The 25,793-nt window shown below is 67.3% G+C and carries 24 protein-coding genes and 1 tRNA gene; 6 read left to right on the top strand and 19 right to left on the bottom strand.

Annotation, left to right across the window (positions count from 1 at the left end):
* Positions 1 to 21: 21 nt before the first annotated feature.
* The 5 genes from AC3WJE_RS11155 to AC3WJE_RS11135 form a co-directional block, all read right to left on the bottom strand.
* Positions 22 to 1,245, bottom strand: a complete 1,224-nt coding sequence (locus AC3WJE_RS11155; RefSeq protein WP_493730862.1) for an RtcB family protein — start codon at positions 1,243 to 1,245, stop codon at positions 22 to 24.
* Positions 1,246 to 1,300: 55 nt separating this feature from the next.
* The gene (locus AC3WJE_RS11150) at positions 1,301 to 2,425 is read right to left on the bottom strand and encodes a slipin family protein (RefSeq protein WP_493730861.1); all 1,125 of its coding nucleotides are present in this window, start codon (positions 2,423 to 2,425) and stop codon (positions 1,301 to 1,303) included.
* A gap of 359 nt (positions 2,426 to 2,784) precedes the next feature.
* A tRNA-Thr gene (locus AC3WJE_RS11145) sits at positions 2,785 to 2,851 on the bottom strand.
* Between the two features lie 693 nt (positions 2,852 to 3,544).
* A complete protein-coding gene (gene curA, locus AC3WJE_RS11140) occupies positions 3,545 to 4,582 on the bottom strand; it encodes an NADPH-dependent curcumin/dihydrocurcumin reductase (protein ID WP_493730860.1) in 1,038 nt (345 codons plus the stop codon).
* Positions 4,583 to 4,618: 36 nt separating this feature from the next.
* A complete protein-coding gene (locus tag AC3WJE_RS11135) occupies positions 4,619 to 5,581 on the bottom strand; it encodes an aldo/keto reductase (RefSeq protein WP_493730859.1) in 963 nt (320 codons plus the stop codon).
* A 182-nt stretch (positions 5,582 to 5,763) separates the two neighbouring features.
* On the opposite strand from AC3WJE_RS11135, the gene AC3WJE_RS11130 reads away from it, so the two are divergent.
* Positions 5,764 to 6,618, top strand: a complete 855-nt coding sequence (locus AC3WJE_RS11130; RefSeq protein ID WP_493730858.1) for a class I SAM-dependent methyltransferase — start codon at positions 5,764 to 5,766, stop codon at positions 6,616 to 6,618.
* Positions 6,619 to 6,734: 116 nt separating this feature from the next.
* Positions 6,735 to 7,274 carry a pseudouridine synthase gene (locus AC3WJE_RS11125; protein ID WP_493730857.1) on the top strand — a complete coding sequence of 180 codons (540 nt, stop codon included), beginning with the start codon at positions 6,735 to 6,737 and terminating at the stop codon, positions 7,272 to 7,274.
* A 110-nt stretch (positions 7,275 to 7,384) separates the two neighbouring features.
* Here AC3WJE_RS11125 and AC3WJE_RS11120 read toward each other — a convergent pair whose 3' ends face one another.
* Both AC3WJE_RS11120 and hrpB read right to left on the bottom strand, forming a co-directional pair.
* Positions 7,385 to 7,786: a hypothetical protein gene (locus tag AC3WJE_RS11120; protein WP_493730856.1), complete on the bottom strand. Its 402-nt coding sequence runs from the start codon at positions 7,784 to 7,786 to the stop codon at positions 7,385 to 7,387.
* A gap of 285 nt (positions 7,787 to 8,071) precedes the next feature.
* A complete protein-coding gene (hrpB, locus tag AC3WJE_RS11115; protein ID WP_493730855.1) occupies positions 8,072 to 10,570 on the bottom strand; it encodes an ATP-dependent helicase HrpB in 2,499 nt (832 codons plus the stop codon).
* Positions 10,571 to 10,806: 236 nt separating this feature from the next.
* Between hrpB and AC3WJE_RS11110 the strand changes: the two genes are divergently transcribed.
* Positions 10,807 to 11,295 (top strand): REP-associated tyrosine transposase, encoded by a 489-nt coding sequence (locus AC3WJE_RS11110; RefSeq protein ID WP_493730854.1) that lies wholly within the window; start codon positions 10,807 to 10,809, stop codon positions 11,293 to 11,295.
* 60 nt (positions 11,296 to 11,355) lie between these two features.
* On the opposite strand, the gene xdhC is transcribed toward AC3WJE_RS11110, so the two are convergent.
* The 8 genes from xdhC to puuE are packed head-to-tail and all read right to left on the bottom strand — an operon-like array spanning position 11,356 to position 19,725.
* Complete coding sequence (gene xdhC / locus AC3WJE_RS11105; RefSeq protein WP_493730853.1) at positions 11,356 to 12,348, bottom strand: xanthine dehydrogenase accessory protein XdhC; 993 nt, start codon at positions 12,346 to 12,348, stop codon at positions 11,356 to 11,358.
* The gene (xdhB, locus tag AC3WJE_RS11100) at positions 12,338 to 14,659 is read right to left on the bottom strand and encodes a xanthine dehydrogenase molybdopterin binding subunit (protein ID WP_493730852.1); all 2,322 of its coding nucleotides are present in this window, start codon (positions 14,657 to 14,659) and stop codon (positions 12,338 to 12,340) included. The genes xdhC and xdhB overlap by 11 nt, the downstream gene beginning before the upstream one ends.
* Positions 14,652 to 16,187: a xanthine dehydrogenase small subunit gene (gene xdhA / locus AC3WJE_RS11095; protein WP_493730851.1), complete on the bottom strand. Its 1,536-nt coding sequence runs from the start codon at positions 16,185 to 16,187 to the stop codon at positions 14,652 to 14,654. Before xdhA ends, xdhB begins: the two co-directional genes overlap by 8 nt.
* Positions 16,187 to 16,519, bottom strand: coding sequence for a hydroxyisourate hydrolase (gene uraH / locus AC3WJE_RS11090; protein WP_493730850.1), 333 nt, complete (start codon positions 16,517 to 16,519; stop codon positions 16,187 to 16,189). Before uraH ends, xdhA begins: the two co-directional genes overlap by 1 nt.
* A complete protein-coding gene (locus AC3WJE_RS11085) occupies positions 16,516 to 17,940 on the bottom strand; it encodes an FAD/NAD(P)-binding protein (protein ID WP_493730849.1) in 1,425 nt (474 codons plus the stop codon). The genes uraH and AC3WJE_RS11085 overlap by 4 nt, the downstream gene beginning before the upstream one ends.
* Positions 17,937 to 18,434 (bottom strand): 2-oxo-4-hydroxy-4-carboxy-5-ureidoimidazoline decarboxylase, encoded by a 498-nt coding sequence (gene uraD, locus AC3WJE_RS11080; RefSeq protein WP_493730848.1) that lies wholly within the window; start codon positions 18,432 to 18,434, stop codon positions 17,937 to 17,939. Before uraD ends, AC3WJE_RS11085 begins: the two co-directional genes overlap by 4 nt.
* On the bottom strand, positions 18,431 to 18,811 hold the full coding sequence (gene hpxZ / locus AC3WJE_RS11075; protein WP_493730847.1) for an oxalurate catabolism protein HpxZ: 381 nt from the start codon (positions 18,809 to 18,811) through the stop codon (positions 18,431 to 18,433). The genes uraD and hpxZ overlap by 4 nt, the downstream gene beginning before the upstream one ends.
* Positions 18,808 to 19,725 (bottom strand): allantoinase PuuE, encoded by a 918-nt coding sequence (puuE, locus tag AC3WJE_RS11070; protein WP_493730846.1) that lies wholly within the window; start codon positions 19,723 to 19,725, stop codon positions 18,808 to 18,810. The genes hpxZ and puuE overlap by 4 nt, the downstream gene beginning before the upstream one ends.
* 92 nt (positions 19,726 to 19,817) lie before the next feature.
* Between puuE and AC3WJE_RS11065 the strand changes: the two genes are divergently transcribed.
* Together AC3WJE_RS11065 and AC3WJE_RS11060 are read left to right on the top strand one after the other, a co-directional pair.
* Positions 19,818 to 20,111 (top strand): BrnT family toxin, encoded by a 294-nt coding sequence (locus tag AC3WJE_RS11065; RefSeq protein ID WP_493730845.1) that lies wholly within the window; start codon positions 19,818 to 19,820, stop codon positions 20,109 to 20,111.
* Positions 20,101 to 20,391 (top strand): hypothetical protein, encoded by a 291-nt coding sequence (locus AC3WJE_RS11060; RefSeq protein ID WP_493730844.1) that lies wholly within the window; start codon positions 20,101 to 20,103, stop codon positions 20,389 to 20,391. Before AC3WJE_RS11065 ends, AC3WJE_RS11060 begins: the two co-directional genes overlap by 11 nt.
* A gap of 1 nt (position 20,392) precedes the next feature.
* On the opposite strand, the gene AC3WJE_RS11055 is transcribed toward AC3WJE_RS11060, so the two are convergent.
* The 3 genes from AC3WJE_RS11055 to AC3WJE_RS11045 all read right to left on the bottom strand — a co-directional run bounded on the left by AC3WJE_RS11055 (position 20,393) and on the right by AC3WJE_RS11045 (position 24,188).
* On the bottom strand, positions 20,393 to 21,646 hold the full coding sequence (locus AC3WJE_RS11055; RefSeq protein ID WP_493730843.1) for a pyridoxal-phosphate-dependent aminotransferase family protein: 1,254 nt from the start codon (positions 21,644 to 21,646) through the stop codon (positions 20,393 to 20,395).
* On the bottom strand, positions 21,636 to 22,922 hold the full coding sequence (locus tag AC3WJE_RS11050) for an allantoate amidohydrolase (RefSeq protein ID WP_493730842.1): 1,287 nt from the start codon (positions 22,920 to 22,922) through the stop codon (positions 21,636 to 21,638). The genes AC3WJE_RS11055 and AC3WJE_RS11050 overlap by 11 nt, the downstream gene beginning before the upstream one ends.
* A gap of 177 nt (positions 22,923 to 23,099) precedes the next feature.
* Positions 23,100 to 24,188 carry an NADH:flavin oxidoreductase/NADH oxidase gene (locus tag AC3WJE_RS11045; protein ID WP_493730841.1) on the bottom strand — a complete coding sequence of 363 codons (1,089 nt, stop codon included), beginning with the start codon at positions 24,186 to 24,188 and terminating at the stop codon, positions 23,100 to 23,102.
* 217 nt (positions 24,189 to 24,405) lie between these two features.
* Between AC3WJE_RS11045 and AC3WJE_RS11040 the strand changes: the two genes are divergently transcribed.
* A complete protein-coding gene (locus AC3WJE_RS11040; RefSeq protein WP_493730881.1) occupies positions 24,406 to 25,278 on the top strand; it encodes an AraC family transcriptional regulator in 873 nt (290 codons plus the stop codon).
* 57 nt (positions 25,279 to 25,335) lie between these two features.
* Here the strand turns inward: AC3WJE_RS11040 and AC3WJE_RS11035 are convergent, their stop codons facing one another.
* A complete protein-coding gene (locus AC3WJE_RS11035) occupies positions 25,336 to 25,758 on the bottom strand; it encodes an ester cyclase (protein ID WP_493730840.1) in 423 nt (140 codons plus the stop codon).
* Positions 25,759 to 25,793: the final 35 nt, after the last annotated feature.

The following is a 25,793-nucleotide window of genomic DNA, read 5'->3' as shown; positions in this document are numbered from 1 at the left end:
GTGCAACGAACCTGTAGCGGTTCAGCCCTTCACGCACAGCACCTGACGCAGCGTGTGCACGACCTGGACGAGGTCGTGCTGGGCCGCCATCACCGCGTCGATCGACTTGTACGCCGCTGGCGACTCGTCGATCACCGCCGCGTCCCTGCGGCATTCCACGTGCGCGGTGGCCTCGCGGTGTTCGGCGAGGGTGATCTGCTGGCGCGCGGCCGAGCGGCTCATCACCCGGCCGGCGCCGTGGCTGCAGCTGTGGAAGCTCTCGGCATTGCCGAGCCCACGCACGATGAAACTGCGCGTGCCCATGCTGCCGGGGATGATGCCCAACTCGCCGGCCCGGGCGCTGACCGCGCCCTTGCGGGTGACGAACAGATCCTCGCCGCCGTGGGTCTCCTTCTGCACGTAGTTGTGGTGGCAGTTCACCGCGAACTTGGCCAGTTGGAACTTCGGCAGGCGGTGACGCATCTCGGCCAGCACCCGCGCCATCATCGCCTCGCGGTTCTCACGAGCGTAATCCTGCGCCCACGACACCGCTTCGACGTAATCATCGAACAACGGCTCGCCTTCCATGAAGAACGCCAGGTCCTTGTCCGGCAGGTGGAAGCCGAGCACGCGCCGCGCCAGTTCCTCACGCGCACGCTCGATGAAATAGGTGCCGATCAGGTTGCCGGTGCCGCGCGAACCGCTGTGCAGCATCACCCACACCGCATCGCTCTCGTCCAGGCAGATCTCGATGAAGTGGTTGCCGCCGCCGAGCGTGCCGATCTGGCAGTCCAGCTTGTCGGTGCGGATCCGGCGGTGCTTGTCCTTGATCGTCTCCAGACGCGACACCAGCCCCGATTGCGCGATCCGCGTGGCGATGCTGTCCGGCAGGTGCCGGTGCTCGCCGCCACGGCCGTTGCCGACCGGCACGCTGCGCTCGATGCTGTTGCGCAACTGGCGCAGGTCGTCGGGCAGATCATTGGCGCGCAGCGTGGTGCGTACCGCGGCCATGCCGCAGCCGATGTCCACGCCGACCGCGGCCGGGATGATTGCGCCGCGGGTCGGGATCACCGAACCGACGGTCGCACCCTTGCCCAGGTGCACGTCCGGCATCACTGCCACCCACGGTCCCACGAACGGGATCGCGGCGATGTTGCGCAACTGCTGGTGAGCCTGCTCCTCCAGCGGCACGCCGCGCACCCAGCCCTTGATCGGCGTGGTGCTGCCCTCGGCATGCAGAAACTCGAAAGCGTTTGAAATATCCATCTCGTTCATTCCGTTGAGGCCGCGTGCGGCGACTCCTTTCGCCGCGCGCGGATTGCTACTTCATCGTCACCAACTGCTTCAGCACGCCATCCAGGCCGCCGAACACGGTGAGCTTGTCGATCTTCTCGGTGACCTTTTCCAGCGCCTCCAGCTCCTTGAGTCGCATCAGCACCGGGCTTTCCTCGATCAGCCTGGCGGTGTTGAGCAGCGAGCGCGTCGCGTTCGCCTCCTCACGACGACGGATCACGTTGGCTTGCGCCTGCTTCTCCGCCTGCACCACGCCATTGAGGATCTCCTTCATGTCGCCTGGCAGGATCACGTCCTTGACGCCGACGCCGAGTACCTCGATGCCGAAACCGTCGATGGCACCGCGGACGTAGCCGAAGATGTCCGCGTCCAGCGAGGCCTTGTCGCCGAGCAGTTCGTCCAGCGTCTTGGCCGCTACCGCACGACGCAGGCCGTACTGCAGCTCGCGATACAGGAAGTCGCCGATCTTCGCCACGCGGGTCCTGGCCAGCACCGCGTCGATGACGCGCATGCTCGCGGCCAGGTTCACACGCAGCGAGACCTTGTCGCGGGTCAACAACTCCTGGCCGGAGACCTCGACCGACTGCACACGCAGCTCCACGACCTCGGTCGCCACGTTCTTCTGGAAGTTCCAGAAGGCGTAGACGCCCGCATCGAGCGAACGCACCAACCGACCATCGATGAATACCAGGCCCATCGACTCGGCCGGCACCTCCAGCGGCAGCGCCACGCGCGACAGCGTGCCGAGCTGACGCAGGCGGCGCAGTACGTCAGGCGCTACCCGCAAGTCCTCGCCGAGCGGCTGGTACTGCACATCGGTACTCAGCGCGCCACGCCAGTACAGCTTGCGCGTACCCGGCGGCAGCACCTCGTCCAGCTTGCCGTTGCGCAGCAGCAGGCCGACCTGCGTGGTGCCGACGTCGGCAAGCACGAAGTCCCGAGGCAGCGCGACGCCGAACGCAGCGATCAACGATTCGACGTCACGACCTTCGTACTCGCCGCCGCGCGCCACTGCGTGCACGACGACCTCGATGCGGCCGAACGGATCGAACATCTTGTACAGCCCCGGCGCGAGAACACGCTCGAAGCAACGGTTGCGATACACCAGGCCGCGCTCGCCGTCACCGATCACGACCTGCTTGGTCCAGAACATGGCACTACTCCTTGGTTGGGCTCTGGTGGTCCGATCCATCAAAAAGCCGCTTCACGCCAGGATCGGATCGCGTGAAGCGGGTTGCCGGTACAGGACCAGCGAAAGAAGACGGAAACGCCGTGGACGACAACAGCGCGGAGCGCGGCGTGCTGCCGATGCGGTGGCAGCGGTCGTACGAGTAGCCGCGATGTGCTGCGGTCACTCGCCGTTCCGTCGCAAGCCGCACGTCGAGGACACGGGCCCGGCGACATCGCCGCTGCCACGGTCGCGTCGCGATGGATTGCGATGCAGCCCGCGGCACGGGCGTTTCCGGTGGGGCTTGCGCCCCGTTTGTTGCTGCATGACGTGACAGGTCATGATTGGAGCGGGATTCGAACCCGCGAATGACGGATTACAAGTCCGTTGCTCTATCCTCTGAGCTATCCAGTGGTGGACGTACCGGAATCGAACCGGTCCTGCGGCTTGCGCCGCCGCTCCATCCAGGAGCCGACGCCCTTGTCGAAACATCGCCGTCCGATCCCCGGTATACGCCACGGCACAGCCGCGCGCACCGGCCGGAATTAAAATCCGCGCCGCTGGGAACCTTTCCAAGATGTTTCGTATTTCCATAATCGGAATGATTATGGAAATCCGGTGGTGCGCATGCGTCCGCCCGCCGCCCGTGCCCCGCACCGGGGCACAGCGCTTGCGCGCCTCGACGTCAGACTTCCCTGTCTTCGGGCATTCCCTGCCCGGGTGCGGTGGAAGAACGCATGTGCGAAAGATGTAATGCGGACGCAACGAAAAACGCCCCCGGATGTGGAATCCGAGGGCGTTCGCGATGCCTCGGAAGATCGGGGTGGCCGATCTTCCGGGAGGAAGAATCAGCCTGGTGGCAGGGAATTCAGGTAAGCCGATGCGAAACGCGCGCGCAGCCGCATGCCGCGGTATTCGCGTGGCATCTGTTCGGCAATGGCGTCAAGGCGCGTTTTCATGGAATGTCCTGATGGATTCACCGGCGGCGCCAGCGAAGGATGCGAACCTTACACCTGCTTTTTTTCGGATGCAAGTATTTATTTTGATGTTTATCGAAAGATTATCCATGCCATCGCGATGGTCGCGCTGCCGCGGCGGTATTCCTCAATCGAGCCTGACGATACGTTTGCCGAAGTTGTCGCCGCGCAGCAGTCCGATCAATCCCTGTGGGGCGTTCTCCAATCCGTCGATCACGTCTTCGCGATAGGTGATCCTGCCTTCGCGCAGCCATTGGCCCATTTCGCGCAGGAACTCCGGATACAGGCGGACGAAGTCGCGCCAGATGAAACCGCGCACGGTCAGGCGTTGGCGAAGCATCTGGTTGAGGAAGTCAGGCAGGCGATCCGGACCGGGCCGCACCTGGCCGCGCGTGTTGTAGGTGGCGATGGTGCCGCACACCGGGATGCGGGCGAAGTCGTTGAGCAGCGGCAGCACCGCATCGAAGACCTTGCCGCCGACGTTCTCGAAGTACACGTCGATGCCGTCGGGTGCGGCCGCGCGCAGCTGTTCGGCGAAATCATCGGCGCGATGGTCGAGCGCTGCATCCACGCCGAGTTCCTCGCGCAGGTAACGCACTTTGTCCGGGCCACCGGCGATGGTGATCACGCGCAGCCCCTGCAACTTGGCCAGCTGTGCCACGGTGGCGCCGACCGGGCCGGCGGCAGCGGCGACCACCAGGGTTTCGCCGGCTTGCGGACGGCCGATCTCGCGCAGGCCGGAATAAGCGGTGAAACCCGGCATGCCGTACACGCCCAGCGCGGTGCTCAATGGCGGCTGCCCATGCGGGTCGAGCTTGCGGGTCAGGGTGGTGCCATCGGCGATGGTGTGGGTCTGCCAGCCACCGGTCGGTGCGAACACCCAATCGCCGCGTGACAGACCGGGCTGATGCGACTCGATCACCTCGGCCACGGTGCGTCCTTCCATCACCGCATCGAGTGCGACCGGCGCCGCGTAGGAACGGGCGTCGTCCATGCGTCCGCGCATGTAGGGATCGAGCGAGAGGAAACGATTGCGCAGCACCACCTGGCCCGGGCCGGGCAGCGGCAGCGGGGTTTCTTCCAGGCGGAAGTTGGCGGCGGTCGGCTCGCCCTGCGGCCGTGAGGCCAGCACGATGCGGCGGTTGATGATGGGGGAGGAAACCATATGCTTACTTCCGTTCCTTCCGGTTTCCGCAAGCGCTCATGTCAGGTCCTCGGCGCTGGCCGCATCCAGCTGCGCGACATCGTCGGCGGACAGGCCGAGTGAGGCGGCCTTGAGAATGTCGTGCAGCTGTGCCACGGAGGTGGCACTGGCGATCGGTGCAGTGATCGAGGGACGCGCGATCAGCCATGCCAATGCGGTCTGCGCCGGTGTGGCCGAGTGCTTGCTGGCGATGTCGTCGAGCGCGGCGAGAATGCGGATGCCGCGCGGATTGAGGTACTGCTTCACCACCGCCGCACCGCGTGCGCTGCTTTTGGCTGCGTCCGCCGCGCCGCGATATTTGCCGGTGAGGAAGCCGCTGGCCAGCGCGTAGTAATTGATGACGCCGAGGCCCTGCTCGCGCACCAGCGGTTCCAGTTCGGCCTCGTAGCCGGCGCGGTCGTAGAGGTTGTATTCCGGCTGCAGCGTCTCGTAGCGCGGCAGCTTGAACTGGCGCGAGACTTCCAGCGCATCGCGCAGGCGCGCGGCGCTGTAGTTCGAAGCACCGATCGCACGGACCTTGCCGGCCTCGATCAAGCGACCGAACGCAGCCAGCGTGGCTTCCAGCGGCGTGGATTCGTCATCCTCGTGGGCCTGGTACAGGTCGATCACGTCGGTCTGCAGGCGCTTGAGCGAATCCTCCACCGCCGCGGCGATGTTCTCCGCCGACAGGCCCGGATGTTCGCTCCACTTGGCGACCTTGGTGGCGATCACCACCTTGTCGCGCTTGCCGCTGCGCTTGAGCCATCTGCCGATGATCGTTTCCGACTCGCCACCGTGGTTGCCGGGCACCCAGGCCGAGTACCCATCGGCGGTATCGACAAGGTTGAAGCCGGCATCGACGAAGGCATCGAGCAGATCGAACGAGGTCTTTTCGTCAGCACTCCAGCCGAACACGTTGCCGCCGAATGCGATCGGCGCCACCTTCAGGCCGGAACGGCCGAGCTCACGCAACTGGGTCATGGGGGGAGGTTCCTTGGAAAACAGGACGCCAAGGATAGTCACGCGCGCCGACGCCGCGTGTGACACCGGCGCGGATTCTGTGTTCCGCATGCCGGCGCGTCGATAACGTTTTTTGAACGCTCAGGTCCGGCCCACGCTGCGTGCTAGTCTCGCCGCACTCAAGCTCGTGAAGGGACAACGCAATGAAGCAGAGCCACTTCGCAGGCGCATGCCTGCTTGCACTGGGCATGTTCGCCACGGTGCCCAATGCCTTGGCGATCAAGCCGGCCGACAGCGCGACGTTGCCGGCACCCGATGCCGCGCTGCAGAAGGCGATCGATGGCAGCTGGCGTGACAGCGCGAACGTGAAACGCGATGTATATCGTCATCCCGGGCAGACGTTGGCGTTCTTCGGACTGAAGCCCAGCCAGACCGTCATCGAGATCACGCCGGGCAGCGGTTGGTACTCGGAGATCCTCGCGCCCTACCTGCGCGAGCGTGGTCACTACATCGCTGCGGTGGTCGATCCGCAGGCGGTGCCCGAGGGCCGCAGCCGTGAGTACCAGCAGAAGGCGCGCGATCAGTTGCAGCAGAAGTTCGATGCGCAGCCGGAGCTGTATGGCAAGGCCGGTTTCGCCGCGTATGCACCGGATGCGCCGGTGTTCGGCCCGGATGGCTCGGCCGACGTGGTGCTGACGTTCCGCAACGTCCACAACTGGCGCACCGCAGGACAGGCCGAGGGCATGTTCCGCGGCTTCTACAAGGTGCTCAAGCCGGGCGGCGTGCTCGGCGTGGTGGAACATCGCGCCAAGACCGATGTGCCGGCCGACGACAAGAGCGGCTACGTGGGCCAGGCGCAGGTGATCGCGATGGCCGAGGCCGCCGGTTTCAAGCTGGCCGGCAAGAGCGAGGTCAATGCCAACTCGCGCGACACCAAGGATTATCCCGGCGGCGTGTGGACGTTGCCGCCGACCAACAAGCACGACGCTGCGGACGATGCGAAGTACCAGGCGATCGGCGAGAGCGATCGGATGACGTTGAAGTTTGTGAAGCGGTGATTGGAGCCGGGAATGGAGAATCGGGAATTGGGAATGGGAAAATCTAAAGCGGGTCGTGGCGGAAGCTGAGTTGCTTTCTCCATTCCCGTTTTCCCGTTGCCTATTCCCGGTCCTCCATGCTTATCGCCTTCAACAAACCGTTCAACGTGTTGTGCCAGTTCACCGACCGCAGCGATCCGCCGCGGCGGACGTTGGCGGAATTCGGGTTGCCGCCGGATGTGTACGCGGCCGGGCGCCTGGACTACGACAGCGAGGGATTGCTGCTGCTCACTGACGACGGGCGGTTGGCGTCGCGCTTGACCGATCCGCGTCACAAGGAAGCCAAGACCTACTGGGTGCAGGTGGAAGGCACGCCGCGTGAGGAGCAGTTGGCGCAGCTTCGGCAAGGTGTGCTGCTCAACGACGGGCCCACTCTGCCGGCCGGTGCTGAGTTGCTGGAGACCGCGCCGACGCTGTGGCCGCGCGATCCGCCGGTGCGTTATCGCAAGAGCGTGCCGGATGCATGGCTGGCGATCACCTTGCGTGAAGGACGTAACCGGCAGGTGCGGCGGATGACGGCGGCAGTTGGATTGCCGACGTTGCGGCTGGTGCGGGTGGCGATGGGGCCATACCGGTTGGATGGCTTGGCGCCGGGGGAATGGAAGCGGTTGGGGTGATCGCGTGCGACGGTAGGGAGGTTCTGGCGAGTGTCGGGAGGGGAAGGACGAGACGGTTCCCGTCCTTCCTGTACCGGTAGAACATTGGTGACTTCCGCGCAGCCCTGGGATTACTCCGCGCTTCCGGTTTCGAGGCTGTCGGTCGGGGTGGCGGCGACGCTGCGGGCTGCACGGCGCGCGCTGGCGTTGCCGCGATGGGTCACGCGCTCGGCGCTGCCTTCGATCACGCCCTGGCGCTGCTTGCGCTTGCGGTACAGCGCATAGCCGATCAGCCCGATGCCGGCGACGGCTGCGGCCACGGTAATCGCGGGATTGCGCCGTACCAGCTTGCTGGCGACGCGGCCGCCGGTCTTGACCGCACCGATCGCTGCACCGGTCTTGATCCATTCGCTGGCATGCGGCGCGGCATCGCGCAGGCTGCTGCCGGCATGCTTGAGGCTGTAACCGGCGTTGCTGACCAGTTCCAGGGCCCGTTCCAGGGCGCGGTCGGTGATCGCGGTGAGCTTGCTCATGGGGGTCGTCCTTTCACGTTGGGCTGGAACGCAGTTTCCGATGGCTTGCGTGTACGGATCGTTAGGCGGCGCGCCGGTGTGCCGTCGTAGAGCCGAGCTTGCTCGGCTGGGGCTTTCCCGGGAACGCTCCAGCCGAGCAAGCTCGGCTCTACGAGGGTGCTTTGCGATCAGGTTCCACGGGGTTTCGCACGGTGTGTCGCGGTGGCACTCCACGGGTCATCGGGCCGCGCCCCACCAGCAAGTGGAGGCCAGGGATCTATCACCGTCGCCACGGGTGATGATGGATCACGTCCCGCGGGGCTTCGCGCGGTGGGTTGCGGTAGCACTCCAGGGGTCATCGGGCCACGGATGCCTCGGATACCGCCCCTTCATCTCCTTCCTCACCTCGGCATAGGTGGTGTTCCAGAAGTTGCGCAGGTCGCCGGTCACCTGCAGCGGTTTGCCGCCGGGCGAGAGCAGGTGCAGCAGCAGCGGGACGCGGCCGTCGGCGACGCGCGGGGTGTCGGCCAGGCCGAACAGTTCCTGCAGCTTGACCGCCAGCACCGGCGGTTGCGGGTGGCCTTCGTGGTCGAGCGTGTAGTCGATGCGACGTTCCATGCCGGAGGGCACTTCGATGCGCGCCGGTGCGTGGCGCTCGATCAGCTGGCGACGGTCCCACGGCAACGGGGTCTTCAGCGCTTCGCCGAGCTCGGCTTCGTCGAGTGCATCGAGCCGGGTCTTGCCGGCGAAGGCCGGGGTCAGCCAGTCCTGCAGTGTCGCCAGCAACACCTCGTCGCCGTAGTCGGGCAGTTCCAGCTCCGGCATCCAGGTGCGCAGCGATTGCACCCGCGCGCGCCACTGGTGCAGCGATTCGGTCCAGGGCAGCGCATCCAGGCCGAGCTCGCGCACCGCTTCGGTCAGCGCCTGCGCGGCGTGCTGTGGATCGACTTTCCCGGCCGGCCGGCTGTCGAGCACGATGCGGTCGAAGCTCGACTCGCGTCGAGCGACGAGCGCGCGTTTGTCGGCATCCCAGCGCACCACGTCGCGCTGGGCGAAGCGTTCGGCGAAATCGCGGCGCAGGCGCAGCTCATCGACCGGCGCGGCGCGCAGCAGCAAGGCGTCGCGGGCTTCGTAGCGCAGTTCGCTGGCGACCAGCCACGGTTCGCCGCGCAGGTCGCTGGTGTCGAACAGCCGCGCGCTGCGGCCGTTGGCGAGCAGGTAGCGCAGCGGATCGAGCGGATGGCGCGCGGCGATGCGGTCGGGGAAGGCGTGGGCGAGCAGGTCGCCGAGTTCATGTGCTTCGATCGAGGCGGGTGGCGCGGCGTCGCCACGCAGGCGGCGGCGCCATTGCCTGGCGGCGGCGTCGATCGCGGCCAGGCCGCCGCGGTTGGCATCGTGCGGCGCGCGGCCGGATCGGAACGCGGCCAGTGCGCGCCAGCGGGCGGCCAGTGCATCGCCGCCTTGGCGCAGCGGGTCGCGTGCTTCCAGCAGTGCGGCCAGATCGCAGGCCAGTGCCTGTTCGCGCGGCCCTTGTGCATTGAGCAGCATCGCGGCCAGGCGCGGATGCGTGCCGAGAGCAAGCATGCGTCGGCCCAGCGCGGTGATCGCGTGGGCGTTGGAGAGCGCGCCGAGGCGTTGCAGCAGTTCGCGCGCGGCGGCCAGCGCGCCGACCGGCGGCGCATCGACGAAACGCAGGGCATCGCTGCCCCAGGCGGCCAGTTCCAGCGCCAACCCGGCCAGTTCGACCTGGACGATTTCCGGCCGGCGCTGTGCTTCCAGTCGTTGCGATTGCGGCCACAGTCGATAAGCCCAACCTTCTGCGACGCGTCCGGCGCGTCCTGCGCGTTGGTCGGCCGAGGCCTGCGCGATCGTTGCCACATCCAGCCGCGAGAAACCGCTGTTGGGATCGTAGTGCGGCTCGCGCGCCAGGCCGCTGTCGATCACCACGCGCACGCCGGGCAGGGTGACCGAGGATTCGGCGACGTTGGTGGCGAGTACCACGCGACGGCGGCCTTCGGGATCGGGCTGCAGTACGCGCGCTTGCTGGTCGATGGGGAGTTCGCCGTGCAGCGGCAGTACATCGGCATCGATGGCCGCGCTCTCAAGCGCACTGTGCAGGCGTGCGATCTCACGCTGGCCCGGCAGGAACACCAGCACATCGCCCGGATGCGTCGCCAACGCGTGTTCGATCGCGCGACGTGCCTGCGGTTCCAGCGTCTCGTCGCGACGTGCCGGGAAGTGCGCGATCTCGACCGGATAACTCCGGCCTTCGCTGCTCAACCGTGGTGCGTCGAGGAACTGCGCCAGCCGTTCGCCGTCGAGCGTGGCCGACATGACGACGATACGCAGGTCATCACGCAGGCCGGCCTGTACGTCCAGCGCCAGCGCCAGACCCAGGTCGCCGGCGAGGTGTCGCTCGTGGAATTCGTCGAACAGCAGTGCGCCGACGCCGTCCAGCAGCGGGTCGTCCTGGAGCATCCGGGTCAGGATGCCCTCGGTGACGACCTCGATCCGGGTCTGTGCTGAAATCTTGTTCTCGAAGCGGATGCGGTAGCCCACGGTTTGGCCGGGCTGCTCGTCGAGCTGGCGCGCCATGAAGCTGGCGGCGCTGCGTGCGGCGACGCGGCGCGGTTCCAGCATCACGATCTTGCGACCGGCCAGCCAGGGTGCATCCAGCAGCGCCAGTGGCACCTGGGTGGTCTTGCCGGCGCCGGGCGGGGCTTCCAGCACCAGGCGCGGGTGCTCGGACAGGCTGGCGGCGATGGCCGGCAGCAGCGGGGAAATCGGGAACGTAGGGGCAGTCATGCGCGGCGAAGGATACGGGTAGAGCCGCGATGACGCTCATCTGACCGAGTCCAGTCAGGCCAGCTGGATGTTGTAGGAGCGGCTTCAGCCGCGATGGGGCGTTCCCGGTAGAGCCCCATCGCGGCTGAAGCCGCTCCTACGGTCAATGGCCGACATGTTGTCGCGTGTTTTCCCGGCAAACGGGTCAGATTCTGTCTGACAGACCGTGTGGACCAGTGCCGGCCACGCTTAATGGCATGCCGACATCCCACACTCCTCCCGGTCATCAGGCACTGCGTCGAGGTCGATGCGACGAATCAGGCCGTGTGTACCTGCTGACCACGACGACCTGGGATCGTCAGCCGCTGTTCCGTGACTGGCGCTGTGCGTGGGCGGCCTCGGCGGTGCTGGCGCAGCCGCAGAGCTGGCCGGGCGCCGAGCTGCTGTGTTGGGTGCTGATGCCCGATCACTGGCATGCGCTGGTGCGGTTGCACCCTGGGGGACGGCTCGACGCTGCGATGCAGGCAGCGAAGGGGCGCTCGGCGCGGGCAATCAACCATGCTCGTGGACGTGGCGGCCGGATCTGGTCGCGGGCGTATCACGACCACGCACTGCGCGAGGACGAGGATCTGCTGCACAGTGCTCGCTACATCGTCGCCAACCCGCTGCGCGCGAGGCTGGTCCGCCGGATCGGCGACTACCCGTACTGGGATGCCATCTGGCTCGACGATGGTCGGTCCCCGTAGGAGCGGCCTCAGCCGCGATGGGGCATTGCCGGTAACGCCCCATCGCGGCTGAAGCCGCTCCTACGAGGTGCGTTGTGTCAGCAACTGCGCGGCGACCGCGATCGCGATCACCGCCGGTTCCTTGCCGGCGATGCCGGGCAGGCCGATCGGGCAGATCAGGCGGGCGAGGGCATCCTCGCCGACGCCGTCGCGGCGCAGCTGGCCGAGGAAGCGGGCGCGCTTGGAGGCCGAGCCGATCAGGCCGACGAACGGGATCGGGTGCGCCAATGCGGCACGGGTCAGGCGGTAGTCCAGGCCGTGATCGTGGGTCAGGATCAGCACGATGGCGTCGTGTGGCGTGTCCGTGAGCATGGCTTCTTGCGAGGTGTCATCGCAGTGGCGGGCGCCGGCGTCGGCGGCTTCGTCGGCGCGGTTGTCGAACCAGTGCAGTTCGAACGGGAGGCCGTGCATGGCATGTGCGATCGCGCGGCCGACGTGGCCGGCACCGAACAGATACAGCGGCCGGGGGCGTGCGCCGATCGGCATGCGCAAGGCGTCGCCGACGCCCGGCAGCGCGCCCTTCGCCGGCAGCGGTGCCATGGGTGCATCGTCGATGGCGTGGGTGGCGCCGTCGGGGTCCAGGCCGATCACCAGGGTGCGTCCGGGCGTCATCGCGTGCAGCCAGTGTGCTTCGGCCGGGTCGAGGTGTTCGAGCAGCACGCGGGCGCGACCGCCGCAGCACTGCGGCAATGACACTTCCGCAGCGCTGGAGGCGACCGAGCAGCCGCAGCGCTCACAGCCCAGCGGGCCAGGGCAGGCACGGCGGCCGGCACCGAGCACGTAGTCGTGCACGCTCCAGCTGCCCGGCGGACGCGCGAGCAGTTCGCGCGCGGCGGCGATGGCACGGTGTTCGAGTACGCCGCCGCCGATGGTGCCGCGGGTGTCGTGCGTGCCGACCACCATGCGGGTGCCGGCGCTGCGTGGTGTCGAGCCGGCCACCGCCAGGATCGACACCAGCGCAGCCGGCCCGAGCCGGAGTGCGGCCTGCGCGTCGCGGGCCCAGTCAGCCAGCACGGTCCTTCAGCTCCTGCAGCGCACGCAGCATGCGCTCCGGCGTGGCGGGGGCGTCGAGCGCGGGCAGGCCCTTGCCGGGCACCGCCGCGGCGATCGCCTGGGTCAGCGCCGAGAACACCGAGATCGCCAGCATGAAGGGTGGCTCGCCCACCGCCTTGGAGCGGTGGATGGTCGGCTCGCTGTTCTCGCCCGGCCACAGCCGGATCGACAGATGCGCCGGGCGGTCGCTGGCGGTGGGAATCTTGTAGGTCGAAGGCGCATGGCTGAGCAGGCGGCCGTCGTCGCTGTAGACCAGTTCCTCGGTGGTCAGCCAGCCCATGCCCTGGATGAAGCCGCCCTCGATCTGGCCGATGTCGATCGCCGGGTTCAGCGAGCGGCCGACGTCGTGCAGGAGGTCGGCCGCGAGCACGCGGTGCTCGCCGGTGAGCGTGTCGATCACCACCTCGCTCAGCGCCGCGCCGTAGGCGAAATAGAGGAACGGCCGGCCCTGATGGCTGGCGCGGTCGTACCGGATCTTGGGCGTGGCGTAGTAGCCGGTCGCCGACAGCGACACCCGCGCCATGTGCGCCTGCCGGCACAGCTGGGCGAACATCAGTCGCGTGGTACCGGTCTCGACGTGGCCGTCGTGGAAGCGGACCTCTTCCGGCGCCACGGCTTCGCGCCCGGCCAGCAGATTCACCAGTCGCTCGCGTACCGTCATCGCCGCGTTGTAGGCCGCCATGCCGTTGAGGTCGGCACCGGAGGAGGCGGCAGTGGCCGAGGTGTTGGGGACCTTGTCGGTGCGGGTGGCGGTGATGCGCACCTGCGCCAGCGGCACTGCGAACACGTCGGCGACGATCTGCGCCACCTTCACCATCAGGCCCTGGCCCATCTCGGTGCCGCCGTGGTTGAGCTGGATCGAGCCGTCGGCGTAGACCAGCAGCAGCGCGCCGGCCTGGTTGAGATGCGTAGTGGTGAAGCTGATCCCGAACTTCACCGGGGTCAGCGCCAGGCCTTTCTTCAGCACCCGGTGGCGAGCGTTGAACGCGGCGACTCGGGCCTGGCGCTCGGCGTAGCGCGCATCGCGCGCCAGCGCGTCGATCAGCTGCGGGGCGATGTTGTCGGTGACTTGCATGCCGTACGGCGTGAGGTCGCGGCCGGGGCCGTAGAGGTTGCGCCGGCGCACCTCCAGCGGATCGAGGCCGCAGGCCGCGGCGATCGCATCCATCACCCGTTCGATCGCGAGCATGCCCTGTGGCCCGCCGAAGCCGCGGAAGGCGGTGTTGGACACGGTATGGGTGCGGAATCGGTGCGAGAGGATCTCCATCACCGGCAGCCAATAGCAGTTGTCGCTGTGGAACATCGCGCGGTCGTTGATCGCCGGCGACAGGTCGGTGCTGGCGCCGCAGCGTGAGGCGAGTTCAAGACGCAGCCCGAGCACGCGGCCGTCGGCGTCGCAGCCGACCTCGTAGTCGATCGCGAAGTCGTGGCGCTTGCCGGTGATGCACATGTCGTCGTCGCGGTCGTAGCGCAGCTTGGCCGGGCGTCCGGTCTTGGCCGCGACCAGCGCGCAGGCCGCGGCCGGCCCGGTCGCCTGGGTCTCCTTGCCGCCGAAGCCGCCGCCCATCCGCCGCACTTCGACGACGACATCGGCGCTGTGCAGGCCGAGCAGGTCGGCGACGAGGTGCTGCACCTCGCTGGGGTGCTGGGTCGAGGACAGCACGTGCAGCGCGCCCTGCTCGCCGGGCAGCGCCATCGCCACCTGGCCTTCGAGGTAGAGGTGCTCCTGGCCGCCGATTTCCAGCGCGCCGCGCAGCCGCTGCGGTGCCGTGGCCAGCGCGGCCTCGACATCGCCGCGGTGCATGCGCTGGGTCGCCTCGATCAGGTCACCGGCCGCGCGCGCCTGGGCGATGGTCACGCGTGCCGGCAACGGTTCGTAGTCGATCTTCGCCAGGCGCGCGGCGCGGCGCGCCAGCGCATGGCTCTCGGCCGCGACCAGGAACAGCGGCTGGCCGTGGAACAGCACCTCGTCCTCGACCAGCAGCGGGTCGTCGTGCGCGACCGGGGCGATGTTGTTGGCGCCGGGGATGTCGGCGGCGGTGAATACGGCGATCACGCCGGGCGCGCGCCGTACCGCTTCCAGGTCGAGTGCGCGGATGCGCGCGTGCGCCTGCGTGGCCAGGCCGAAGGCGAGATGCAGCAGGCCGGCCGGCTCGTTGGCGTCGTCGATGTAGCGCGCGCTGCCATCCACATGCGCCGGCGCGCTGTCATGGCGCTGCGCGCTGTGCACCAGCGCGGTGGGCGGAACCGCGATGGCACCTGCATCAGCCATGCGCGCGTTCCAGTTCGAGCACGGTCAGCACTTCGTCCGGATGCGCCTCGCGCAACCCCATGCCGCGCAGGATATTGCCGGCTGCCCGCAGTCGGTAGCGTGCACTGCCGCGCACGTCGTCCAGCGGCGCGTAGTCCTCGTCCAGGGCGAGAATGGCCGCTTCGATGGCCTGTTCGTTCCAGCGCCGGCCGAGCAGTGCGGCCTCGGCATGGCGCGCGCGCTTCGGCGTGCCGGCCATGCCGCCGAAGGCGATGCGCGCGGCGTGCACGTGACCGTCGCTGACCTCGACGCAGATCGCGCCGCACACCGCCGAGATGTCGCTGTCGAAGCGCTTGGACAGCTTGCGCACGTGCACGCGCGCGCTGGCCGATGGGCGCGGCACGATCACCTGCTCGACGAACTCGCCGGGCTGGCGGTCCTGCCTGCCGTACTCGATGAAGAAATCCTCCAGCGCCAGCGTGCGGCGTTCGTCGCCACGACGCAGTACCAACCGGGCGCCGAGCGCGATCAATGCAGGTGGGGTGTCGCCGATCGGTGAACCATTGGCGATGTTGCCGCCGAGTGTGCCGGCGTTGCGCACCTGCAGCGCGCCGATCCGGCGTACCAGCTCGCCCAGGTCCGGATGCAGTCGCGCCAGTGCCGCGTGCGCCTCGGAGTAGCGCACCGCCGCACCGATCCTCAGTCCGTCGGCGTCTTCCTCGACATGCCGCAGCGCCGCGATGTCGCCGACGAAGATCGTGGTTTCCAGCGTGCGCAGCTGCTTGGTCACCCACAGCCCGACGTCGGTGGCGCCGGCGACGATGCGCGCGTCCGGATGTTCGATCAGCAGTGCCGCCAATGCTTCGACACTGCGCGGCGCGAACGTGTGGCGGAGCTGGCGCGTGTGCGGGTCGGTCCATGAGTAGGCCAGCGCGTCCGCGCGCACGAGCGCTGCGAGTGCCGGGCCGACGTTCTCGGCGCTGGCTGGATCGGGCGCGACTGCGCGGCCGGCTTCCAGAATCGGGCCATAGCCCGTGCAGCGGCACAGGTTGCCGGCGATCACGTCGGCGACCCCGGTTTCGTACGTGCCGAGTGCGCCGATGCTGCGTGCGTAAAGCGACATCACGAAGCCCGGCGTGCAGAAGCCGCACTGCGAGCCGTGGCAGTCCACCATCGCCTGCTGCACCGGATGCGGTGTGCCGCATCGCGCCAGGCTTTCCACGGTGAGCACCGCCTTGCCGTCGAGCATCGGCGCGAACAGGATGCAGGCGTTGACCGCGCGCCATTGCACCGCGGGAGCGGCTGTGGGAGGGACTTCAGTCCCGATGGGTATTCCCTGCAATGCGTCGGGACTGAAGTCCCTCCCACAGTGCTCCGCCAGCTCGCCGATCACGATCGTGCAGGCGCCGCAGTCGCCCTCGGCGCAGCCTTCCTTGGTACCGGTGCGGCGCAGCCGGCCGCGCAGGATTTCCAGCGCGGTCAGGGTCGGGTCGACCTCGCCCAGGTCCACCACCTCGCCGTCGAGCAGGAAGCGGATGCCCTGGCCCATCAACTGCCCCGATAGGTCGAGTAGCCGAACGGCGAGACCAGCAGCGGCACGTGGTAGTGGCCGTCCCCGGCGATGCCGAAGTCGATGCCGATCTCGTCCAGGAACGGCGGCTCGGGCAGCGCCACAGCTTGCGCGCGGAAGTAGTCGGCGACTGCGAACACCAGCCGATAGCGGCCGGGTGTCACGGTGACCGCCTTCAGTTCCGGGCAGCGGCCGTCGCTGTCGGTATGGCCGGCATGCAGCAGCACGCCGTCGCGATACAGGCGCAGTGCCACGCCGTGTGCGGGCCGGCCGTGCGCGGTGTCGAGCACGTGGGTGGATAGCGAACTCATGCGGCGACTTCCTCGACCTGTTGCGGCCATTGCCCGGTGAACTCGGCTTCGTCGTAGTCGAGGAACGCATCGACCACTGCCTTGCGATCGTCGAGGAACAACTGGTCGGCGACCGCGCGTGCCAGCTTCGGCAACGCGTACTTCAATCCCGACAGCGCTGCCGCCGACAGGCCGTGGTTGATCAGCCCGGAGTAGTTGAAGGCGAACAGCCCGTGCAAGGCGTCACCATCGGCCGGATCGCGTGGCAACAGCTCGAAACCGGGGCCGAGATAGGGATGCGCATCCAGCAGCACGTTGCCCTCACCGGCCGGTGCGGTATAGCGATCGGACCAGCGCAGGATGCGCGGCGCCAATGCCGCCAGTTCCGGGCGCAGCTGCGGATCGGTGATCAGGCCGGTGGCCACCGCGAGGAAGTCGAAAACGTGTTCGCCCTGCGGCGTGGTCACCACCGCCTGGCCGTTGCGCTCGGCCACCGACAGCCACGGCGCGCCCAGGTGCAGGCGGAAACCGGGCAGCGCGCAGGCGCGCGCGAAGGTGTCGTTGGTCGGCGGTTGGTTGCGCGCGAAGAAATGCGTCATCAGCCGGTACTTGTCGGCGTCGGGCAACGCGGCGAAGCGCGGGATCATGCCGGTGCGCTCCATGTGCCGGATCGGATTGATCTGCGGCAGTTGCGGACGCCGCACGAACACCTCTGCCGCCGCCACGCCCTGGGTCAGCGCGAAGCTGGCGTTGTCGAATGCCGACGCACCGCCGCCGAGCAGGCCGATCTGCTTGCCGGCCAGCGCGGCGTAGTCGATCCGTCCCGAGGTGTGTGCGTACAGATGCGCCGGCAGCTTGCGCGCGATCCATTCCGGCACGCTCCAGTCGCCGCCGCCCTGGATGCCGGTGGCGAGGACGATCTTGCGGGCCAGCAGCGGCGCGCCCATCGCCAGATGCAGGCGATGCACGCCGGGCGCGACGTTCGGCTCGATCCACGCCAGCCGGGTGTTGTTGCGCACCGGCAGCCGCAGCACGCGGCGATACCAGCGCAGATAGTCCATCCACTCGCCGCGCGGAATCTTGTCGAGCGCGTCCCAACCGGCCGCGCCGTGCTGGGCTTCCCACCACGCGCGGAAGGTCAGCGAGGGCACGCCGAGGTCGATCGAGGTCAGCTGCTTGGGCGTGCGCAGCGTGACCATGCGCGCGTAGGTGACCCAGGGGCCTTCCAGTCCATCCGGATTCTCGTCGATCACCAGCACGTTGCCGACGCGCTCGCGTTGCAGCGCAAATGCCGCGCCGAGGCCACTCTGGCCGCCACCGACGATCAGCACGTCGTACACGTGGCCGAGACGATGCACGTACGGCTGCGTCCACGACTCGCCGCCGTGGCCGATGCGCTGCAGGTCGCGCGCGAGTTCCTGCTCCAGTCGTTCCAGGCTCATTCAATGGCCTCCAGTCGCAGCTTGACGATCTTGCCGATCTCCTCGATCGCGGTGGCGATCTCGGTGGTGCGTGGTTGATCCAGACGCCGTTCCAGTTCGGCCAGGATTCCGGCCTTGTCGTGCAGCCGCACGCAGATCACGAACGGGAAATCGAACGTGTCGCGATAGGCCTGGTTGAGTGCGTGAAAGCGCGCGTACTCGGTTTCGCTCAGCCGATCCAGTCCGGCGCTGGCCTGCTCGGCAGCCGAGGCGCTGGTGAGCGTGCGATCGATCGCGGCCTTGCCGGCGAGTTCCGGGTGGGCGCGGATCAACCGTTCCCGGTCCTCGATCGAGGCGGCGTAGACGACCGCCATCAAGCCGGCATGCAGGTCATCGAACGGGCGCTGCGTCGCTGCACGCTCCACCACCCACGGCGAGTGTTCGAACAGCTCGCGGTAGCGCGCGACGAAAGCGGTCTCGCTCAGATCGTTGTGGCCGTGGACGAGCGTGCTCATGCGTGCGTGCCCTCCAGGGAAACGTGGGCGGAGACGACCTTCCAGCCATCGGTGAAACGAACCCAGCTCTGGCTCTGGCGACCACGCCGCGCGCTGCCGTCGCGGAAGAACTCGGCGTTGGCGGTGGCGAAATCACGGCCGTAAGCGGCGATTTCCACGCGCGCCAGCCGGCGCTGCGGCGAACCGCCACGGCCCTTGCGGAATGCGCGGATTTCCTCGATGCCGTACAGCACTTCGCCGACGCCGTAGCGCACCGTGCTCGGCGCGGCATGGAACAGCCGGTCCATCGCCGGAATGTCATCGGCCATCAATGCGCGCTCGTATTCGTCGAACGCGGCGCGCACCTCGGCGACCACCTGCGGGTCGTTGACGATCATGCGGCGGCTCCGGTTTCATGCCCCGCATGGGGATGCTCATGCCGCCAGTGCTCGGCGATATCGATCCGGCGAGCGATCCAGGCATCGCCGCTGGCGATCACATGGTCGAGAAAACGCGCCACTGCACGCGCGCGGCCCGGACGTCCGGCGATGCGCCCGTGCAGGCCGACCGACATCATCCGCCCGCCTTCCTCGCGCAGTTGCTCAAAGCTGTCACGCAGATAGCGGAAGAACGCCTCGCCCTCGGAAAATCCGTTGTAGGCGACGAACTTCATGTCGTTGACGTCCAGCGTGTACGGCACGATCAACTGCGGCTTGCCGTAACGGGTGTCGTAGTAGGGCAGGTCGTCGGCGTAGGAATCGGCGTCGTAGGCGAAGCCGCCTTCTTCGACGATCAGCCGCGCGGTGTTGGGGCTGGTGCGACCCTGGTACCAGCCCAGTGGGCGCGCGCCGGTCAACGCGGTGTGCAGTTCGATCGCGCGCACGATGTGTTCGCGTTCGATGTCTTCCGGCAGGTACTGGTAGTCGATCCAGCGATAGCCGTGGCTGGCGATTTCCCAGCCGGCGTCGAGCATCGCCTCGACTGCGATCGGATTGGCCTGCATCGCACTTGCCACGCCGAACACCGTCAACGGCGCGGCGCGCTCGGTGAACAGGCGATGCAACCGCCAGAAGCCGGCGCGGCTGCCATATTCGTACAGGCTTTCCATCGCCATCGCGCGCGCGCCAGCGTGGCTCTGCGCGCCGACCATCTCCGACAGGAATGCCTCAGAGCCCTTGTCGCCATACAGCACGTTGTTCTCGCCACCTTCCTCGTAGTTGACGACGAATTGCACGGCGACCTTGGCGCCGCCGGGCCAGCGTGCATCCGGCAGCGTGCGGCCGTAGCCGATCAGGTCGCGCTCAAGATTCATGCGCGCCTCCCGGTACCCGTGGCTGTACGGGGGGCTTTACGAGCGGCGTAATTGTATTGACAATGTAAGTACATGAGAGCAGGATGCGACCCATGCAAGGACGGCATGAACACAAGGGCGCCACGTTCGTCTGGGATGTCGAAAAGGCTCGGCACAACGAGGCCAAACACGGTGTCCGCTTCGACCAGGCGGTGGAAGCTTTCTTTGATCCCCTGCTGCGCGTGGTCGATGCCAGCCGCAACGATGAAGTGCGCGACGCGATCATCGGTTACGACGCAGACGGACGGTTGCTGTACGTGGTCCACCTGATGGTGGAAGCGGAGGCCATCCGGATCGTTTCGGCTCGCAAGGCCAGCGCAGAAGAGCGAGGTGTCTATGATTCCTGAAGTCCTGAAAACCCGTCTCGCCAAAGACCGCCCCATGGTCTCGATCACGCTGCGCATGCCGCAGGACGTGGTCGATTCCCTGAAAGCGATCGCGCCGTTGAAAGGCCACAGCGGATACCAGGCGCTGCTGAAGACGTATGTCAGCGAAGGCCTGCGCCGTGACGAGGCCGAGCACCTATTCGGACCCGCGGCGCGATTGGCCGAGGCCCTGCGCCGCCGGGGCGTACCGGCCGAGCTGATCGAGGCGGCTGCACGGGAAGCGGCAGAGAAGGCGGCGTAGTTCATGCCGGGCGTTCCTGCGCCAGCTCCGCATTCCACGCCGTCAGCGCGGCTTCCACGCCGGCACCCGGCGGGCAGGCGAAGCCTTCCGCGCGCAATACTGCTTCCAGCGCGCCGAGCGTGATCAGCACTTTGTGCTTGGCGGCGTTGTAGCCCATCGCGCCGATCCGCCAGAGCTTGCCTTGCAGCGGGCCGAACGCGGTGCCGATCTCGATCTCGAAATCCTCGCGCATGCGTCGGCGCACGCGTTCGCCATCCACCGTGGACGGGATCACGATGCCAGTGACATTGCTCATGCGATAGCGGTCGTCGCCGAACACTTCCAGCCCGAGCGCACGTGCGCCGGCGGTGACCGCGCGACCGGCGGCGCGGTGGCGGGCGTAGCGGTTTTCCAGGCCTTCCTGCAGCACGATGCGGGCACATTCGCGTGCGCCGTACAGCATCGTGGTCGCTTCGGTGTGGTGGTTCAGGCGCTTGTCCGACCAGTAGTCCATCACCATGGCGAGGTCGAAATAGTTGGAGAGGATGCGTGGTTCGTCGCCGTCCTCGATGTCGTCGCGGACGATGCCGCGCTCGACGTGGCGACGTGCAGCGATGCGCTCGGCGGCGAGGTCGGAAATCGTGATCGGCGCCGAGCCGGACGGCCCGCCCAGGCACTTCTGCAAGCCGCCGGTGACCACGTCCACGTCCCAGCGATCAGCCGCCAGTTCCATGCCGCCGATGGTCGCGGTCGCATCGACATAGGACAGCGCGCCATAGCGGCGGCAGATCGCGCCGAAGCCGTCCAGCGGTTGCGCCATCGTGGTCGAGGTATCGCCGTGGATGGTGGCGACCAGCTTGGGTTGCACGCGTGCGACCGCGGCTTCGATGGCGTCGAGCGGCACCACCTCGCCCCAGGGGGCATTGACGGTTTCGACCTTGGCGCCGATGCGGCCGAGGATCTCGGTCAGCAGCAGGCCGAAGCGGCCGAAGTTGACCACCAGCACCGTATCGCCCGGGGCCACCAGCGACACCAGCGCGGCCTCGATGCCGGCGCGGGCGGTGCCATCGACCAGGAAGGTCCAGCGGTTGCGGGTGCCGAAGATCGGCCGGTACAGCGCCATGACCTCGTTCATGTACGCGGTCATTTCCGGATCGAACTGGCCGAGCAGATCGGCCGACATGGCCCGCAGCACGCGCGGGTGCGCGTTGACCGGGCCGGGGCCCATCAGCAGGCGTTGCGGCGGATCGATCTCGCCGAAGACTTCAGGTGCCAAAGCGTTCTCCCAATCGTTCGATGAAGGCCAGCATCGCCGCAACGGCGAGGCCGGCGTCGGCCGGGTCGACGGACTCGGCCGGGTTGTGACTGATACCGCCTGCGCAGCGCAGGAACAGCATCGCGGTGGGGCATAGCGCGGCCATCACCATGGCATCGTGGCCAGCGCCGGAGACCAGCGTGCGTGGCGCGATGCCTTGCGCGGCGACAGCGCTTTCCAGCAGTGCGACGAAATCTGGATCGCAGGGACAGGCAGCCAGATCCTGCACCTGCTCGGCGACGACACGCACATGGCGCATGGCGGCGATCGCCTCGAAGCGGCGCAGGATTTCAGCCGCACCGGCATCGCGTGCGGCGTTGCTGCCGGCACGTACGTCGAGCGAGAACTCGACCTTGCCGGGCACCACGTTGGTCGCGCTGGGCAGCACCTGCATGCGTCCGACGGTGGCGACCAGATCCGAGGCAGCTTCGCGCGCGACCGCCTCGGCCGCGAGCACGCACTCGGCGGCGGCGGTCAGTGCGTCGGTGCGCAGCGGCATCGTGGTGGTGCCGGCATGACCGGCGCGGCCGTTGATGGTGACCTGGAAGCGCAACTGCGCAGCGATGCCACTGACGATGCCGAGCGGCAGGCCTTCGGCTTCCAGCACCGGGCCTTGCTCGATGTGGGCTTCCAGGTAGCCGATCACCTGTTCGGGCCGATACGTGGCCTCGCCGATGCGCGCCGCATCCAGTTCCCAGCCGGCCAGTGCCTGCGCGACAGTAATGCCGGCGCTATCGGCCACGCCGTCGAGCGCGGCCGGTGCGAGCGTGCCGGCAACCGCGCGGCTGGTGAACATCGAGGCGGGAAAGCGCGAGCCTTCTTCGTCGCCGAAAGCAATCACTTCGATCGCGAACGGCCGCCGCTGTCCGGCTGCGTGAAGGCTGGCCACGCATTCGATGCCGAGCATCACCCCGAGCGGGCCGTCGTAGCGGCCGGCGTCGCGCACGCTGTCGATATGGCTGCCGATCAGCAGCGCCGGCGCGTCGGGTGTGGTGCCCTCGTAGCGGCCGATCAGGTTGGAGGCCGCATCGATGCGCACCGTCATCCCGGCATCGCGCATCCAGCCGGCCACGGCCTGTTGCGCGGCGCGGTGCGCCGGCGTCAGCCAGGCGCGGTAGAGCCCGTCGGCGCTGTCGCTGTAGGGCGCCACGCCGAGCAGATCGCAGCGTGACACCGCCCGTGCGCCGGCTGCGGCGCTGGATTGAGGGGAACGGGCGGGTGAGGGTGTGGAAAGCACGTGGCGAGGACCGGCTGGACCCACCGGCGACCCGGCGTGGAGGGCAGGTCACAGGCAGGGGTGAAGAGTCGGATCGACTATAAAGAGCCGGCCGTGTCGCCTTCAAAGAGTTTTTTCACACCAGGGTGTTGCAAAAAATGCAACGTGATCGCGCCGCCCGGGCCTGCCGTTTCGGCGTTACCCGTGCTGCAGCCAGTGGGCGTAAGGCGTCGGCAGCACCGAGGCCGGGTGTTCGATCTGCAGCTCGCGTGCCGCCTGGAAGGCCCAGTGCGGATTGGCCAGCAGCGAACGGCCGAACATCACCAGGTCGAGCCTGCCCTCGCGGATGAAGGCATCGGCATCGCCGGCGCGGGTGATCATCCAGCTGGTGGCCACCGGCAGGCCGGTTTCGGCGCGGACCCGCTCGGCATACGGCACCAGGAAGTTGGGTGCCCACGGCACCTGCTCGGTCGGCGTGGACAAGGCGAGCCCGACATCGACCAGATCCAGCCCGGCGTCCTTGAGCCAGCGCAACACTTCGACGGACTCGGCGAATGACGGCTCGGCGTCGTCGCCGAACTCGGTGATGCCCAGGCGCAGGGTCAGCGGCAGATGCTCGGGCCAGATCGTGCGGACTGCGGCCACGGTTTCGATCAGGAAGCGCGCGCGGTTGCGCAGCGAGCCGCCATAGTGATCGGTGCGGGCATTGGCATGCCGGGACAGGAAGTTCTGCCCCAGGAATCCATGTGCGAAATGCAGTTCCAACCATCCAAAGCCCGCATCCAGGGCACGACGCGCGGCGTCCACGAAGTCCTGCTGGACGCGCTGGATATCCTGCAACGTCATCTCGCGCGGCATGTGCGGCGCACTCGGCATGTACGCCAGCGCACTCGGTGCCAGCGGCTCCCAGGCGCGCGGGTCGCTCCTGTCCAACGGCGCGCCACCTTCCCATGGCGGCGTGCAGCCCGCCTTGCGGCCGGCATGGCCGATCTGGATGCCGGGCACCGCGCCAGCGTCCTCGATCGCCTGGGCGATGCAGGCAAAACCCTCGATATGCGCATCGCTCCAAAGGCCGGCATCGCCGGGCGTGATGCGTCCTTCCGGTGAGACGGCGGTGGCTTCGACGATCAGCAGTCCCACACCACCCCGCGCAAGCATGGCGTAGTGCACCTGGTGCCAGTCATTCAGAAAGCCGTCGCATGCCTGGTACTGGCACATCGGCGAGGCGACGATGCGATTGCGAAGGGTGACGCCCTTGAGTCTGTAGGGTTCGAAAAGAGATGGCATCGGTGGTTCCGGAAGCAGCGTGTTTCGAAACTCCAGTGTCGCCGCGGCATCGCCGCCGCCATTGCCGGATCCATGGTTTTTCTTGCACAAAACGACGTTCCAGCACCGAAAGTGAGCATGCGCAAATGTCACCGGTGCTAGATTGCCGGCGACCTGGCTACAGCGGAGAGCCGTTGTGAATACCCATGAAGGGCTGCAATCCCCGGCCACCACGGCGATGAGCGTGCTGGCTCAGGCGATCGGGCGATTTGCTCAAACCGATGGCGATCACACCACCGCGATTCCGGCGCTGACACTGCACCGGCGCAACGCGCTCACCGAACCCCTGCATTGCATCTACGGCCTGGGCCTGGGTGTCGTCGCGCAGGGCAGCAAGCAGGTCACGCTCGGCGAGGAGGTGGTGGACTATGGTCCGGGCCAGTCGATGCTGACCACGATCGATCTTCCCGTGCTCGCCCACGTCACCCACGCCACGCTGCGAGAGCCCTTCCTCGGCATGATGCTGACGCTGGATGTGCGCTCGATCATGCAGGTCGCTTCCGAAATGGAACTGCCGCGACCCGGCAGAGACAACACCTGCCAGCCGATTACGATCGAGAAGCTCGATCCCGCGTTGACCGATGCCTTGATCCGGCTGGTCAAGCTGCTGGATGAGCCGATGCTGGCGCCGCAGCTGGCCCCGTTGATTCAACAGGAAATCACCGTGCGCCTGCTGACCGGGCCGCACGGGTCGCAGTTGCGGCATCTGGTCACCGCCGGCTCGCCGGGCCATCAGATCGCCAAAGTGGTCGCCTGGCTCAAGCAGAACTTCGCGAAGTCATTGCAGGTGGATGAGTTGGCCGAGCGCGCACGCATGAGCCCTTCCACGTTCCGGCAGCATTTCCGCGCGATCACCGGCATGAGCCCGTTGCAGTTCCAGAAGCAGTTGCGTCTACAGGAAGCGCGCCAGTTGATGCTCAACCAGAATCTGGATGCGGGATACGCCGGCGGACTGGTCGGCTATGAGAGCGCCTCGCAGTTCAATCGGGAGTACAGCCGCCTGTTCGGTGCGCCGCCGCAACGCGACATCAAACGCATGCGATTGATCTGAACCATCCGATTCTGAGGAGGACCCGTTGCCCCCGGCGGATACGGCTTATGGGCTGCCTCAGTTCATAGGAGGTATCGCGCCGATCTGCTGAAGCAAACCAAGCAGGTCGGGTTGACCGTGTTCTTCCATGATTCGACCTTCCGCCCATCGATAGAAATTCACGGCCTTGACCTCGATAGCCTTTCCTGACGGCGGTACACCAAAGAAATTTCCAAGATGGGTGCCACGCATCGTAAAACGAGCGGCCACCTTGTCGCCTTCGATAATCAGTTCCTCGAGCGTCCACTGAATATCCGGAAATCCGGAGCGCATCATCGCGATGATCTGCTGGTATCCGCTCGGTCCATGCAGAGGCTCGGAGCGCCCTGGAACATGAAATAGTGCATTCGGCGAGATCAGCTGCTCAGCCAGACTATCGCTCGCGGTATTGATGAAGTCGGTAAAGCGCTTCATCAGAAGTCTTGTCGATTCTGTTTCCATGCCGATTTCCTTTGTTGGGTTACCGCGGGGAGTGT

The sequence above is a fragment of the Pseudomonas sp. GW821-FHT07E12 genome, from assembly GCF_058986605.1.
Note: the sequence above shows the minus strand (reverse complement) of the source record. Positions and strands in the feature narration are given on the sequence as shown.